At 70.8% G+C, this 14,832-nt stretch carries 14 protein-coding genes; 10 read left to right on the forward strand and 4 right to left on the reverse strand.

Features of this window, described 5'->3' with window-relative positions; genetic code table 11:
• Positions 1–35 precede the first annotated feature (35 nt).
• Positions 36–1,667, reverse strand: coding sequence for a serine hydrolase (locus tag WCE39_RS01560; protein ID WP_343274960.1), 1,632 nt, complete (start codon positions 1,665–1,667; stop codon positions 36–38).
• Between the two features lie 105 nt (positions 1,668–1,772).
• On the opposite strand from WCE39_RS01560, the gene WCE39_RS01565 reads away from it, so the two are divergent.
• The 6 genes from WCE39_RS01565 to WCE39_RS01590 all read left to right on the forward strand — a co-directional run bounded on the left by WCE39_RS01565 (position 1,773) and on the right by WCE39_RS01590 (position 7,359).
• Positions 1,773–2,606: a DUF72 domain-containing protein gene (locus WCE39_RS01565; RefSeq protein WP_343274961.1), complete on the forward strand. Its 834-nt coding sequence runs from the start codon at positions 1,773–1,775 to the stop codon at positions 2,604–2,606.
• Positions 2,607–2,671: 65 nt separating this feature from the next.
• Positions 2,672–3,613: a DMT family transporter gene (locus WCE39_RS01570; RefSeq protein ID WP_343274962.1), complete on the forward strand. Its 942-nt coding sequence runs from the start codon at positions 2,672–2,674 to the stop codon at positions 3,611–3,613.
• Between the two features lie 39 nt (positions 3,614–3,652).
• On the forward strand, positions 3,653–5,326 hold the full coding sequence (locus WCE39_RS01575) for an ExeA family protein (RefSeq protein WP_343274963.1): 1,674 nt from the start codon (positions 3,653–3,655) through the stop codon (positions 5,324–5,326).
• An 8-nt stretch (positions 5,327–5,334) separates the two neighbouring features.
• Complete coding sequence (locus WCE39_RS01580; protein WP_343274964.1) at positions 5,335–6,072, forward strand: general secretion pathway protein GspB; 738 nt, start codon at positions 5,335–5,337, stop codon at positions 6,070–6,072.
• 96 nt (positions 6,073–6,168) lie between these two features.
• Entirely contained in the window at positions 6,169–6,699 is a 531-nt protein-coding gene (locus WCE39_RS01585; RefSeq protein WP_343274965.1) for an RNA polymerase sigma factor, read from the forward strand.
• The gene (locus WCE39_RS01590) at positions 6,700–7,359 is read left to right on the forward strand and encodes a hypothetical protein (RefSeq protein ID WP_343274966.1); all 660 of its coding nucleotides are present in this window, start codon (positions 6,700–6,702) and stop codon (positions 7,357–7,359) included.
• A 6-nt stretch (positions 7,360–7,365) separates the two neighbouring features.
• Here the strand turns inward: WCE39_RS01590 and WCE39_RS01595 are convergent, their stop codons facing one another.
• Positions 7,366–7,755, reverse strand: a complete 390-nt coding sequence (locus WCE39_RS01595; RefSeq protein WP_343253702.1) for an MAPEG family protein — start codon at positions 7,753–7,755, stop codon at positions 7,366–7,368.
• 98 nt (positions 7,756–7,853) lie between these two features.
• On the opposite strand from WCE39_RS01595, the gene WCE39_RS01600 reads away from it, so the two are divergent.
• From WCE39_RS01600 to WCE39_RS01615, 4 genes are read left to right on the forward strand one after another with little or no spacing between them, the layout of a single operon-like run.
• Positions 7,854–8,081 (forward strand): RNA-binding S4 domain-containing protein, encoded by a 228-nt coding sequence (locus WCE39_RS01600; RefSeq protein ID WP_343274972.1) that lies wholly within the window; start codon positions 7,854–7,856, stop codon positions 8,079–8,081.
• Positions 8,078–8,635: a LemA family protein gene (locus WCE39_RS01605; protein WP_343274967.1), complete on the forward strand. Its 558-nt coding sequence runs from the start codon at positions 8,078–8,080 to the stop codon at positions 8,633–8,635. The genes WCE39_RS01600 and WCE39_RS01605 overlap by 4 nt, the downstream gene beginning before the upstream one ends.
• Positions 8,632–10,404, forward strand: a complete 1,773-nt coding sequence (locus WCE39_RS01610) for a DUF2207 domain-containing protein (RefSeq protein ID WP_343274968.1) — start codon at positions 8,632–8,634, stop codon at positions 10,402–10,404. Before WCE39_RS01605 ends, WCE39_RS01610 begins: the two co-directional genes overlap by 4 nt.
• 19 nt (positions 10,405–10,423) lie before the next feature.
• Positions 10,424–12,259, forward strand: coding sequence for an ABC transporter ATP-binding protein (locus WCE39_RS01615; protein ID WP_343274973.1), 1,836 nt, complete (start codon positions 10,424–10,426; stop codon positions 12,257–12,259).
• Between the two features lie 472 nt (positions 12,260–12,731).
• On the opposite strand, the gene WCE39_RS01620 is transcribed toward WCE39_RS01615, so the two are convergent.
• Both WCE39_RS01620 and WCE39_RS01625 read right to left on the reverse strand, forming a co-directional pair.
• Positions 12,732–13,880 (reverse strand): COG3904 family protein, encoded by a 1,149-nt coding sequence (locus WCE39_RS01620; RefSeq protein ID WP_343274969.1) that lies wholly within the window; start codon positions 13,878–13,880, stop codon positions 12,732–12,734.
• A gap of 138 nt (positions 13,881–14,018) precedes the next feature.
• Positions 14,019–14,832 (reverse strand): helix-hairpin-helix domain-containing protein (locus tag WCE39_RS01625; protein ID WP_452299548.1); only part of this gene is annotated, 814 nt, incomplete at its 5' end.

Below are 14,832 nucleotides of genomic sequence, written 5' to 3' on the forward strand. Positions count from 1 at the left end.
GCGGGAGCGGCCACGGCTGCTCCCGCAAAAAGCGGTCAGTCGGAAACGGGCGCCAGCCGCAGGTCGTGGAAGTCGAAGCTGAAATCGGTCAGCGGCGACACCGCTTCCATCCGCGCCTGGCGCACCTTGCCGTCGTGGTCGAGGCTGAAATCGACGAAGGCATCGGCGTTGAGCGTCCGGTCGCGCCAGCGCACGATGAAGCTGTCGTGCTGCCAGTGCTCCAGGTCGCCGACCAGCTGCGGGGTACGGCTGAAGCGCATCTCCAGGCCCTGGCGGCCTTCGGCCACGATGACGTCGCCATACCAGGGATCGCGATAGGTGTCGGCATAGCCGGCCAGCGGCAGCGAAGGCTTCGAACGCGCATCACGGGCGGCCTGGTGCTTCGCCCAGTCCTCTTCGGCCTTGTCGCCGCCCTTGGCGATCGCCGCGGAATAGGCCGCGACCCAATCGGTCTCCGGCGCCTGCATATAGGCATCCAGCACGTGCATCGTGATCGCATTGAACGCAGCGCCGACTTCCTGGTTGGTCAGCACCACCACGCCCAGGTCCAGCTCCGGCACCAGGGTCAGGCGCGAGACCATCCCCGGCCAGCCTCCGGTGTGCCAGACCAGGCGCTGCCCGCGGTAGTCGCTGAGGCTCCAGGCCTCTCCGTAGCCGGCGAAGTTGGGCTTCGTGGCGGCGAGTTCGGGCACCGCCGGTTCGCGGACCGGGATCGGCGTCACCAGCGACCACATCGCCTCGTGGCGCTTGGCGCTGAACAATCGCCTGGCATCGTCGCCATCGGCGGCACCGTCTCCGGGCACGCCTTGTTCAAGCACGCCGCCGTCCAGCTGCACCCGCATCCACTTCGCCATGTCGTTGACGCTGGAATAGATGCCGCCGGCGGCGGTGTTGTTCGACCACGACATCGCCGGCACCGGTTGCGGATCGCCGGCAAAGCCCGGCCGCGCATGCCCCATCGCGACGTTGGTATCGCTCGGGCGCAGCGCGTTGCTGTCGATGCGGGTGTCGGCCATGCCCACCGGCGTGAACAGCCGCTCGCGCACGAAATCGGCATAGGGCTGCCCGGACACATCCTCGATCACCAGCTGCGCCACCGCGTAGAGCACGTTGTCATATGCGTAGCGGTCGCGGAAGCCGCCTTCGATCGGTACCTGCGCCAGGCGCTCGACCACGTCGCGGGTGCTGTAGTCCGAGGGCGGCCAGAACAGCAGGTCGCCGGCGCCCAGGCCCAGTCCGCTGCGGTGCACCAGCAGGTCGCGGATGCGCATCTCGCGGGTGACGTAGGCGTCGGACATGCGGAACCAGGGCAGGTGGTCGATCACGCGGTCGTCGAGCTTGAGCTTGCCCTCGTCGGCCAGGATCGACAGCGAGGCCGAGGTGAAGGCCTTGGTGATCGACGCGATCGAGAACAGGGTGTCCGCGTCCACCGCTCCCGGCTTGCCGACCTCGCGCTGGCCCCAACCGCCGGCGAACACCACCTCGCCGTCCTTCACCACCGCCACCGCGATGCCGGGGACCTTGAAGGTGTCGCGAACCGCTTCCACCCGGGCATCGAGCCCGACAAGCTGCGCCGGCGGCGCGTCCTGCGCGGCCGCGGCCGGTGTCAGGGAGATGGCCGAGGACAGCAAAAGCGCGGCGGCGAGGACGGTGACGGATGTGGACATGGACGCAAGTACCGGCGTGGACTGGGCTGCAGTATCGGCGACTGCGGCCTGCGCCGGAACATGCGGCGCTATGATCGGCGTCCTCTCCGGCGAAGGGCTCCGCCGATGGACTCACGCTTCGAGACCGCGATCGCGCCGGTCGACGGCATCCGCACCGGCATCGGCGGCTGGACCTTCGCGCCCTGGCGCGACAACTTCTATCCCAAGAGCCTGGTGCAGCGCCGAGAGCTGGAATACGCCAGCCGCAAGCTTTCCGCGATCGAGATCAACGGGACCTACTACCGCGCGCAGACGCCCGCGACCTACGCCAGGTGGCGCAACGAGACCCCGGCCGGATTCGTGTTCTCGGCCAAGGCGCCGAAGCGGATCACGCAGTCGCGGAACCTGGCCGCGACCGGCAGCCAGGTGGAGGATTTCATCGGCGGCATCGCCACGCTGGGCGACCGCCTGGGTCCAATCGTGTGGCAGTTCGACCGCGGCACGCGCATCGAGCGCGAGGCCTTCGCGGACTTCCTCGCCCTGCTCCCGGACAGCGTGGACGGGCGTCCGCTGCGCCACGTGCTCGATGTCCGCGACCACGGATTCGTCGACGCGCGCTACCTGGCGCTTGCGCGTCGGCACGGCATGGCCACGGTGTTCACGGACTCGGACGACCATCCCTCGTTTGCGGATGTCACCGCCGACTTCGTCTACGCACGGCTGATGCGCGCACGGGCAGGTAGGCCCACCGGATATCCGGGAGCGGAGCTTGCACGCTGGGCCGAGCGCGCCCGCACCTGGGCCGCCGGGGGCGATCCCGCCGACCTGCCCCGCATCGAACCCGCCAGCAAGGCCACAGCGGCGCCCCGCGACGTCTTCGTGTACTTCATTTCCGCGGCCAAGGAACGCAACCCGGCGGCGGCGATGGCCCTGCACGAGCGGCTGGCCGACACGAGCTGATCGCAGCAGCCTCCGGACCCTGCAGGCATCCGCGATAATCGCCTCCCCGTCCGTGACGTCGCACCATGACACCGACCACCAAGGCCCAGCTGCAGGTCCACCTCTGCGTGCTGCTGTGGGGCTTCACCGCCATCCTCGGCAAGCTGATCACGCTGCCCGCGCTGCCGCTGGTGTGGTGGCGCATGCTGCTGGTCGCCGCCGCCCTGGCGCTGGTGCCGCGGGTGTGGCGCGGGATACGCGCGATGCCGCGCCGGCTGCTGCTGTCCTACGCCGGCATCGGCGTGCTGGTGGCGCTGCACTGGCTGACCTTCTACGGCGCGGTCAAGCTGGCCAACGCCTCGGTGGCCGCGACCTGCATGGCGCTGGCCACGGTGTTCGTGGCGATGATCGAGCCGAGGCTTGCCAGGCGACGCTTCTCGCGCGCCGAGCTCGCGCTCGGCGTCTCCGTGCTGCCGGGCGTCGCGCTGGTAGTCGGCGGCATTCCCGACGGCATGCGCATTGGCGTGGCGGTGGGCGCGGTGTCGGCGCTGTTCGTCGCGCTGTTCGGCTCGCTCAACAAGCGCCTGGTGGACCATGCGGACCCGCTGGTGGTGACCGCCGTCGAGCTTGGCGCCGGCGCGATCGCGCTGACCCTGCTCGCGCCGTTGATGCCGCTGCTGTTCCCGGCTTTCGCCGGACCGCTGTTCGTGCTCCCGGGCGCGGCCGACGCCGGCTACCTGCTGCTGCTCGCCTTCGCCTGCACCCTGTTCCCGTTCGCGCTGTCCTTGGTGGCGCTGCGCCACATGAGCGCGTTCTCGGCGCAGCTGGCGGTCAACCTGGAGCCGGTCTATGCCATCGTGCTGGCGATCGTGCTGCTGTCGGAGCAGCAGGAGCTGAGCCTGCCCTTCTACCTGGGGGTAGTGATCATCCTCGCGGCGGTGCTGGTGCACCCGATGCTGACCCGCCCGCGGCGCATCACCCATCCCGAGGCGCTGGCGGTGGCGGAATCACGCGACGTCACCGACTGATCCGTGGCAGGCTGGCGGCCCCGTCCCGCCGCGCAGCGCATGTACCTCGAGCATTACGGGCTCACCGAGCCGCCATTCTCGATCACGCCGGATCCGCGCTTCGTCTTCCTTGGCGAGCGCCACCGCGACGCGCTCGCGCACCTGCTGTTCGGCATCACCCAGGGCGGCGGCGGCGGCTTCGTGCAGCTCACCGGCGAGGTCGGCACCGGCAAGACCACGCTCAGCCGGCTGCTGCTGAACCAGATTCCCGACAACGCCCGCGTGGCCCTGGTGCTCAACCCGCGCCAGGATCCGGTGCAGCTGCTGGAAACCGTGTGCGAAGAGCTGCGCATCGACCTTGACGGCCGCCGCGGCAACGCCAAGGCGCTGGTCGATGCGCTCAACGTCCACCTGCTCGGGGCCTATGCGCAGGGCCTGCGCGTGGTGCTGCTCATCGACGAGGCGCAGGCGCTGCCGGTGGAGACGCTGGAGCAGGTGCGCCTGCTGACCAACCTCGAGACAGACACCCAGAAGCTGCTGCAGGTCATCCTCATCGGCCAGCCCGAACTGCGCGACATGCTGGCCGAGCCGGGCCTGCGCCAGCTGGCGCAGCGCATCACCGCGCGCTTCCACCTCACCCCGCTCGATGCCGCCGGCACCGCGGAGTACCTGCGGCACCGCTTCCGCATGGCCGGCGGCCAGCACTTCCCCTTCGATGCCGGCGCGGTGCAGCGCATCCACCTGCGCAGCGGCGGCATCCCGCGCCTGGTCAACGTGATCGCAGAACGCGCCCTGCTGGCCGGCTATGCGCGCGATCGCGCCACGATCGATGCCGCGCTGGTCGAAGAAGCCGCACGTGAAGCGCTGCCGCCCGCGGTGACGTCGGGCGCGCGGCGCACGGGCCGGCTGCTTGCGGTCGCCGGCGTCGGCGCCGTGGCGGTGATGGCGATCGCCGTGGCCGCGCTGTGGCCGCGGGAGGCCGACCGGGACGCCGTCGCCTCGCCCGGGATCGGGTCCGCAGCGCCCCGCGATCCGGCGACGGGCGCTGCCTCGCTCGCGAACATTTCCACCGTCGAGGCGCCGGTGTCCGCGGCAGCGGCCGCCGTGGACGCCGCCAGCCTTGCGACCCGCATCGCCGGCGCCGCGGACCACGCAGCCCGGGACGCCGCGTGGCAGGCCCTGCTGCTCGCCTGGGCGCTGCCGCACACGGCCGAGGACGCGCGCGCCGCGAGCGGCTGTGCACCGGCGCTCGCCGCCGGTACGTACTGTGTCCGCGGCAGCGCGCACCTCGACCGCCTGGTCGCCATCGGTCGTCCCGCACTGCTCCAGCTCGACGCCGCCAACGCGAGCGCCTGGGCGCTGCTGCAGGGCTCGGACGGTCGCCATGCGCGCCTGCTGCTGGATGATGCGGTCATCGACGTCGATCGCGCGACGCTGCAGCAGGCATGGAGTGGGCGCTACTCCGCCGTCTGGCGCTCCTCCGCGGGACTGCTGCCGGCGCCCGCCCGCGGAGCGACTGGCGCATCCGTCGACTGGCTGCGCGAGCGCCTGGTGCGCGAAGGCGTAGCGACCGCGGCGGCGCCAGGCACGGGATTCGATGACGCCCTGGTGGACTCCGTGCGGCGCTTCCAGCGTGCGCGCGGGCTCGTGGTCGACGGGGTGGTCGGCCCGGAAACGCTGTTCGCGCTGGCCTCGGGCGACCCCGGACCTCGCCTGCTCCGTCGGCTGGACTGAGGCCGCGCATGTCACTCATCCTCGAAGCCCTGCGCAAATCCGAAGCCGAGCGCCGCCGCGGCGAAACACCCGGCCTGCGTGCCGAGCTGCCGCCTGTCGCACGCGCGGCCCGGCGCAGCCTGCCGCCCTGGACCTGGATCGCCTGCGCAGCGCTCGTGCTTGCGATGCTCCTGGTCGCGCTGTGGCCGCGCGGCAACGGAACCGCGATCGAGGATGGCCACAGCGACCATGGCGCACGTGCAACCACCGCCCCGGCGGCGTCTGCGGCGCCCGCAACGCCATCGGCCAGCATGCCGACCGCCGGCGATTCCGATCCCTTCCCGCGGGTCGACAGGATCACGCCGCCAGAGCCGCCGTCGCGCATGCCGCCGGAGCCAGACGCAGCAGCCCCATCGCCACCCGCCGGACCGGCGCAAGCCGCGCCCCCGGCGGCTGCCGGCGACACCGTGGCTGCCAGCGACACCGCGGACACCGCCGACACCGCCCCGGCCCCGCGCCCTGTCCTGGCGCCTGCCAGCGGTGCGCTGCGCATCACCCAACTTCCGTCGGCCCAGCGCCAACGTCTGCCGGCAATGAAGCTGACCATGCACATGTGGAACGAGGATCCGGCCCGCCGGTTCGTGGTCATCGACGGCCAGCGCAAGTCCGAGGGCGATCGCGTCGGTGAAGCCGGCATCACCGCCATCGATCGCGACGGCGTCCTGCTCGAACTTGACGGCCGCCCGATCCGCGTTCCCCTACCCTGACCCGGCCAACCCCTGGCCGCGCCCTGGATGCGTGACAAACCTCCTCCGCCCGCGAATCACTCCCTGTCACGCAGAATCAGGGGATCCGCTTCGGGGATGGACGCCATCAGCACCCACCGCCAGCACGATGGTGCCGAAGAATTCTCGGCGCTGCTGCAGCAGCATCGCGGCATCGTCTTCAAGGTCGCAGGCACCTACGCGCGCGACGCGGACGATCGCGAGGACCTCGCACAGGACATCGCCGCCCAGCTCTGGCGTGCCTGGCCGCGCTACGACCCGTCCCGCAGCTTTTCCACCTGGATGTACCGGGTGGCGTTGAACGTCGGCATCTCGCACCTGCGCGGCGACGGCCGGCGCCGCCACCTGGTGCCGCTGGAGGAGGGACTCCGCGAATCCGTCGCCCCCGACACGGTCGACCACGAACGCGACCAGCAGTCGCGCTTGCTGCACGGCTTCATCGCCACGCTCGAACCGCTGAACCGGGCGCTGCTGCTGCTCTACCTCGAGGACCGCAGCACGCGGGACATGGCCGAGGTGCTCGGCATGTCCGAAAGCAACGTCACCACCCGCATCAGCCGCCTCAAGCGGCGCATCCGCGACCACGTCGCATCCACCGGCAACACTTGAATGGACATCACCATGGAACTCGACGAACTCAAGCAGGCCTGGCAGGCGCTGGGGCGCCAGCTGGAACACCACGATGGCATCCAGCTGCAGATCCACCGCGAGCGCCGGCTGGACGCCGCGCGTCGGGGACTGCGCCCCCTGGTCTGGGGACAGGTGCTGCAGGCGGCCCTTGGAGTGGCGCTGGTGGTGCTTGGCGTCGCCTGCTGGACGCGCAACCTGGATGTCCCCGGACTGCTCGCCGCCGGCATCGCAGTCCATGCCTTCGGTCTGGTGAACATCGTCTTTGCTGCAATCACCATCGCCCTGGCAACGCGCATCGACTACGGCGCGTCCGTGCTCGACATCCAGCGGCAACTGGCACGCCTGCTTCGCGTCCACGGCCTGGGCGCCGCGATCTGCGGACTGCCGTGGTGGATCATGTGGGTCCTGGTGGTGGTCGCAGTGGCCGGACTGGGCGACGTCCGCGCCGCTGGCGGGACGCCGGGCTGGATCACCCTCAGCCTGGGCGCGGGCATTGCCGGTCTGATTGCGACGGCGCTCTATGCCTGGCTGCGGCCACCGCGCATGGATGACCCCGCGGCTCCGCGCTGCGACGGCGGCGACGGCATCCGCCGCAGCCGGCGCATCCTCGACGAGGTCGCCGGCTTCGAAGGCCGCTGAGCTGGATCAGAACAGCGCGACGAGGACCAGCAGGATGCCGACCAGCGACACGCCCCAGATCAGGCTGCGCACGTACGGAATGCCCGAGGCATACGCGGGGATGTAGGCCAACCGGGCCCAGAAATACAGCTGCGCACCCAGCGCGGTCTGGTCGCCGGTGCGCTCCGCGAGCACCACCGCCAGCACGGCGGCAGCGAACATGGGGAAGGTCTCGAGGAAGTTCTTCCAGCCGCGGTTGACGCGCCCGGCCACCGGGCCGAGCGGCTTTGACTGGCCATCGCGCGCGCTGGCATTCCAGGCCAAGCCGCGTTCGGAGGTCTTCATCGCGGCGTCCAGCATCAGGTGGACAAGGCCGAGCGCGATCGCCCAGGCCAGCATCTGCAGTTCAGTGCCCATCGGTCTCTCCCTTGTGCGCCTGCGGCGCGTCCCGGCCGAGGTTAACGCCATTCCACGCACTGCGTTACGCTCCTTCCTCCATGCGACAGGGCACCCGGATGCAGCACATCGATTTCGAACTCGAGGGCGACTACATCGAGCTCAACCAGCTCCTCAAGCTCGCCGGCCTCTGCGACAGCGGCGGCGCCGGAAAGGCCCTGGTGGCGTCGGGCGCCGTGCGCGTGGATGGCGTGCAGGAGTCGCGCAAGACCGCGAAGATCCGCGCCGGGCAGGTGGTGGCCCTGGGCGACGCCGAGGTCCACGTCGGCGCGGGCACGCTACCGTGACCGCGCTGGTGGCCACGGTCCTGCTGGCGGCCGCGGTCGCGGCCTGGGGCGTGTTCGCCTACAACCGCCTTGTGCGCCTGCGCAACCAGGTGGCGACGGCCTGGGCGGACATCGACGTGCAGCTGCAGCGCCGACACGACCTGGTGCCGCAGCTGGTCTCCGCCGTGCAGGGCTACGCGGCCCACGAAAGCACGGTGTTCGAGGCGGTCACCGCGCTGCGGACGCGCGCGCTCGGCCTGCAGGATCCCGGCGAACTGGGCCATGTGGAAGCCGAACTGGAACAGGCGCTCGGCCGCTTGCTGCTGCTGAAGGAGGCCTACCCCGACCTCAAGGCCAGCGAGAACTTCGCACGCCTGCAGGCCGACCTGGTGGAGGTGGAAGAGCACCTGCAGTACGCGCGGCGGTACTACAACGGCGCCGTGCGCGACCTCAACGACACCGTGCAGCGGGTCCCCGACGTGCTGGTGGCGCGCGGCTTCGGTTTCCGCGAAGCGGCGTTCTTCCAGGCCGGTGCCGACAGCCGCGCGGCGCCCGTCGTGGAGCTGTCACGGTGAACCGGCTGGCCGCGGTCGCCTCCACCTGGCTGCTGGCGGCGTCCGTGCTGCTCGCGCCCGCACCGGCCGCGGCCGACGAGCGGGTCCTCGCCTATGACAGCGTGGTCGAGATCCAGGCCGACGGCAGCCTCGACGTGACCGAACACATCCGCGTGCGCGCGGAGGGCACCCGCATCCGCCGCGGCATCACCCGCGACTTCCCCACCCGCTACAAGGACCATCGAGGCAACAACGTCGTGGTCGCCTTCGAAGTTGAAAGCGTCGAGCGAAACGGCCACGAGGAACCCTGGTTCACCGAGCGCGTGGCCAATGGCGTGCGCGTCAACACCGGCAACGACGACCTGCTCCAGGTGCCGGCCGAATATACCTACACCCTGCGCTACCGCACCGATCGCCAGCTGGGCTTCTTCGAAGACCACGACGAGCTGTACTGGAACGCGATCGGCCTGGGATGGGATTTCCCGATCGAAAGCGGGACGGTCGAGGTGCGGTTGCCGGCGCCCGTGGCGGTCGCCGATCTCGTGGTGGACGGCTATTCCGGCCCCCGCGGCGCACGCGGACAGGATTTCGAGGCGGTCATCGCGGCACCCGGCGTTGCGCGCTGGACGCTCACCCGGCCGCTGGCCCCGCGCGAAGGCCTGACCACGGTGCTGTCGTTTCCCAAGGGCATCGTCACGCCGCCGTCGTCGAACCGCCAGGCCTTCTGGCTGCTGCGCGACAACCTGTCGATCCTGATCGCACTGGCCGGGCTCGCGGGGCTGCTGCTGTTCTGCGTGCGGCGCTGGCGCAAGCTCGGCCGCGATCCGGCGCCCGGGGTGGTGATCGCACGCTACGAACCGCCCCGCTGGGAGTCACCGGCCGCGCTGCGCTACATGAAGCGCCGCAGCCACGATGCGCGCGGATTCTCCGCCGACCTGCTCGCCTGCGCGGTGCAGGGCGCGGTCGGAATCCATCGTGTCGAAGGCATGCTCGGCGACAAATGGAAGCTCGAGCGCAGCGACGGCGGCTCGCCCCGGGTCGACAACGCGGACCAGCGCAGGCTGCTGGGGGCCCTGCTTCCCAAGCCGGGCACGACGCTCTCCCTGGACAAGAAGAACGCCACCCGCATCCAGCGTGCAATGCATGCCCACCGCAAGGGCTTCGACGATCGCTTCCAGCCGGCGATGTTCACCCATAACGCCGGCAGCATCGGCATCGCGGTCGCGATCCTGTTCGCGACGTTCGCGCTGGCGATGGTCGCGATGGTGTCCACCGACGGCGGCGGCCTGCCCTGGGTCTTCCTGCCGCTCGGCCTGATGCTGGCGACAACGATCGCGTTCGCGCTGGTGATCGGCGCGCCGACGCCCGCCGGGCGAGAACTGCTCGACGAGATCGAAGGCTTCCGCCGCTACCTGGGCGTGGCCGAGCAGCACGATATCGCGCGCGTGCAGGCGCCGGAGGTGGCCGGGGGCGATGCGTCCGAGCCGGCGCTCGACGCCGGGCGCTTCGAACGCCTGCTGCCCTACGCGGTCGCGCTGGACGTCGAGGACGCGTGGACGAAGAAGTTCACCATCGCCGTCGGCAGCGCCGCCGCGGCCGCCGCCACCGCGGCCATCACCTGGTACCACGGCGCCAGCGTCGGCAACATCGGCAACCTGACCAGCGCCGTCGGTGGCGCGCTCAGCTCGCAGATCGCGTCGTCGGCCACGCCGCCCGGAAGTTCGTCGGGCGCGGGCGGCGGCGGATTCTCCGGCGGCGGCGGCGGCGGTGGAGGCGGCGGTGGCCGCTGACGGCCGGCGGCGGCGCGGGCTGTTCGCCTGGTTCGAATCCCGCCTGGAGCCATTCCCCGACGCGCCGCCCCAGCAGCCGCCGCGCGGGCTGGTCGCGTTCTGCCTGCACTACACCCGCGGCGCCGGCGGCTGGCTGGTGCTCATGGGCGTGCTTGGCGCACTGATCGCGGTCGCCGAACTTGGCATGTACGTCTACCTCGGCGCGCTGGTGGATCGCCTGGGCGAACATACGCCCGCCACCTTCCTCGCCGCAGAGGGCACGCGCCTGGCGTGGATGGCGGCGCTGGTCGCGATCGGGCTGCCGCTATTGGTGTTCCTGGACAACCTGGTGCAGCTGCAGGTGCTGCTCGGCAACTTCCCGATGCGCATCCGCTGGAACGTGCACCGCTACCTGCTGCGGCAGTCGATGGGCTGGTTCCAGGACGAGTTCGCCGGGCGCATCGCCACCAAGCTGATGCAGACCTCGCTCGCCGTGCGCGAGACGGTGGTCAAGCTGCTGGACGTGGGCGTGTACGTCCTGGTGTACGTACTCGGCGCGATGCTGGCCGCGGCGGCGGCCGACTGGCGGCTGATGCTGCCCTTCGCCGGCTGGCTGGTCGGCTACGTACTGCTGATGGTGTACTTCGTGCCGCGCATGGAGCGGGTCTCGCGCGAGCAGGCCGACGCGCGCTCGGACATGACCGGGCGCATCGTCGACAGCTACACCAACATCGCCACGGTGAAGCTGTTCTCGCACTCGCGGCGCGAGCAGGCCTATGCGCGCGAGGCGATGGACGGCTTCCTCGGCACCGTGTACCGGCAGATGCGCCTGGGCACGCGCGTCGGCGCCGGCAACTACGCGCTCAACATGGCGCTGGTGTTCACGGTCGCGGCGATCGGCCTGTGGCTGTGGCTGGGCGGCGCGATCAGCGCCGGCGCGGTGGCGGTGGGCCTGGCGCTCGCGCTGCGGCTGGTGGGCATGAGCCAGTGGATCATGTGGGAGCTGTCGGCGCTGTTCGAGAACATCGGCACCGTGCAGGACGGCATCAATTCGATCTCGCTGCCGCCGACCGTCGACGACGCGCCCGATGCGCCGGAGCTCGCGACGGTCGAAGGCGACATCCGCTTCGAGGGCGTGGGCTTCCACTATGGCAAGGGCTCGGGCGTGATCGAGCACCTGGACCTGCACGTGCGCCCGGGCGAGCGCATCGGCGTGATCGGGCGCTCCGGCGCCGGCAAGTCGACGCTGGTGAACCTGCTGCTGCGCTTCCACGACGTCGAGACGGGGCGCATCCTCGTCGACGGCATCGACATCGCCAGCGTGCAGCAGGACAGCCTGCGCGCACGCATCGGCGTGGTGACCCAGGACACGTCGCTGCTGCACCGCTCGGTGCGCGAGAACATCCTCTACGGCCGTCCCGACGCCAGTGAGGCCGAGATGCTGGAAGCCGCGCGGCAGGCGGAATCGCACGAGTTCATCCTCGAACTGTCGGACTCCAAGGGCCGGCGGGGCTACGACGCCCACGTCGGCGAGCGCGGCGTGAAGCTGTCGGGCGGCCAGCGCCAGCGCGTCGCCATCGCCCGCGTGCTGCTGAAGGACGCGCCCATCCTGGTGCTGGACGAAGCGACCTCGGCGCTGGACTCGGAGGTCGAAGCCGCGATCCAGGGCAACCTGTACCGGCTGATGGAAGGCAAGACGGTGATCGCGATCGCACACCGCCTGTCGACCATCGCGGCCATGGACCGGCTGGTGGTGATGGACCAGGGCGCGATCGTCGAGCAGGGCACGCACGACGAACTGGTGGCCCGCGGCGGCATCTACGCCCAGCTCTGGCGCCGCCAGTCCGGCGGCTTCCTCGCCGACTCCGAGGCCTGACGCTCCCCCCTGTCCATCGCGCCTGACCCTGCCCTTGTGGGAGCAGCTACAGCTGCGATCCCGGCTGCAGGAAGCCGCAACACCGGCGCGCGGTACGGCGAGTCGGTGGGTACTCCGTGGGCTGTCCCGCTGCGCGGGCCTTTATGCCCACTGCGCACCCCCCGACCCGCCTCGCAGCGCCTTCCCGCAGCCGGCAGGGAAACGCGGAAAAACAAAAGCACGATGCCTCTTGCTTTCCCACCACCCCGCGAGGCCGATGGCAGCGGAGGGTGGGCGGGTACTCCGCCGGCAATAAGGAGCAGCTCCACCGCGACGCCGGCGGAGTACCCGCCCACCCTCCGCCTCCGCGACGCCTCCGCGACGCCTCCGCGACGCCTCCGCGACGCCTCCAGGATGCCGCCGCGACACATCTCCCGAGACCCCCGCGACGCCCGGCGATCCGGGTCGCAGCTGTAGCTGCCCTACGGGAGCGTTACAGCGAGCCGCTGGCACCGGTGTCGGACGTCGCTTCGATGCGTGCCGATGCCGACTCGTTGTCCCGCGTAGCGTCGTCCGCCTTCTCTGCCGGCGCGCGACGCTGGAAGAACGCGCTGCGAACAGCATCGAACTCGCTCATCGGGCTGTCGTCCGGGCAGGTTGCGTCGGGGAAACCGAACTCCTCGCGCAGGGCCAGGCCGCACTCGTTGAGCTCCTCGATATCGCGATCGGGCATCTTGCACTGGCGGTCGAAGTTGCGCTGGAAGCCGTCACGGCGACGCACGAAGTCCTCGCCGCATTTGCGCATCAGCTGCAGCCGGTCCAGATCGTCCTGCGCCGGATTCGTGCCGTCCAGCCCGTATTCGAGCAGCTCTTCCGCCGTGAGCAGGCGCAGGTTGCGGTTGGGCACCGCCATCATCATGTCCGCCACCGCCACCGCCACGCCGTTGCGCGCCAGATACTCCTTGACCCGCCCGTAGACCGCCTGCAGTTCCTCGTTGAGTTGCGCGCGCGAGGTCGCCGTTGAACTCATGCGAATGATGCGGTGGATGCCCACCGGCCCCGAGATCATGCGCACATCGCCCGCGCCAAGGATCAGCACGCAGGCGCTGTGGCAGTTCGCGCCCTCGCGCACCCAGATCGTCCAGCCGGACGCACCGATGGCGTCGCCGGCCTTGATCGCGTCCTCCACCTGGCCGCCGCTGGAATTGATGTCGAGCACGCGCTTGCCGATGTCCATGCGGTCGGCGATTGCCGCTACCCGCTCCACCAGCGCGGTGAAGCCGGCGTTGATCTTGCCCTCGTAGCGCAGGCGCAGCAGGCCGAGCTCCTGGCAGGGCTGGATGATGTCGGCCACGTTGAGGAAGGACAGGTCGGTGAGCGGCGCACCATCGCCCGCAGTCGCGTAGTCGAGCTCGCAGCTGACCGAGGCGGTGCCGTCGGCCAGGGCCGCCTCCGGCCAGTCGGTGCCCTTGCTGACGTCGTAGGGCTTGGGCGTGGCCTCCACCGGGGCGCTGATGAATTCGCCCATGCCGTTGGCCTCCGCGATCGCGGTGGAATCCGGCTCGGGGGCGGGTTCGGGCGGTTGGGCGCTGCAGCCGGCCAGCAGGGCACAGAGGGCAAGCGCGCGGAACAGGGTGGGCATGGGCGGGGGCGGTCAGGGTCCGCCTCCAGTCTAGGGCCAGCCGGCCCACGGGGAAGGAACGCCGCGTGAACCCGCCCGATGCGCTCCTCTGGGTGTGGTTGCAACCTCGCCCCCGGAGCCGGTACGCCTCCGCGTCGGTCAACGGAAGTCCCGGGATTCGGCGTGCAGGCCGCCGAGCAGCGGCGACAGGTCTTCGAGGTCGCCGGCGATCAGGTGTTCCACGCCGTCCACCCGCTCCCAGCGCCCGCGCACTGCCAGCAGGGTGGAACCCAGCAGCGCCTTGCGCCGGCGCTCGGCCACGCGCGGCCAGACCACTACGTTCACCATGCCGTGTTCGTCCTCCAGGGTGACGAAGATGGTGCCGCTGGCGGTCTGCGGCTTCTGTCGCTGGGTGACGATCCCGGCCACCGCCACGTGGCTGCCGTGGCGGCGGCCCTGCACTTCGTGCGAGGCCAACAGGCGACGCATACGCAGCTGGTCGCGCAGCAGTGCCAGCGGGTGCGCGCGCAGGCTCAGGCCGATATTGCGGTAATCGGCAAGGACCTCCTCGCCGGCGCCGGGGGCAGGCAGGGCCACGGCCTCCTCCACCGGGCTCCCCGGCAGCAGCGGCCGTTGGCGCTCGATGCCGGCGACCTGCCAGCGCGCGTCGTTGCGATGGCCGGCGATGGACTGCAGCGCGCCCGCTTCGGCCAGCGCGGTGCGCGCCTTCGCGTCGAGCCCGGCGCGGCGGCAGAGGTCGGCGACGTCGCGGAACGGGCGACGGGCGCGGGCGTCGACGATGGCCTCGCCCATGGCCCGGGAAAGGCCCACGACCTGCCGCAAACCGAGGCGGATCGCCGGCTGATGTGACGACCCCGACTGTGGGAGCGGCCATGGCCGCGATGGCATCGAAGCACGGGCATCACCGTGATTACGGGACTCCCGATCGCGGCCATGGCCGCTCCCACAGGAG

This window comes from Luteimonas yanweni, assembly GCF_039548475.1.
Lineage (GTDB): Bacteria > Pseudomonadota > Gammaproteobacteria > Xanthomonadales > Xanthomonadaceae > Luteimonas.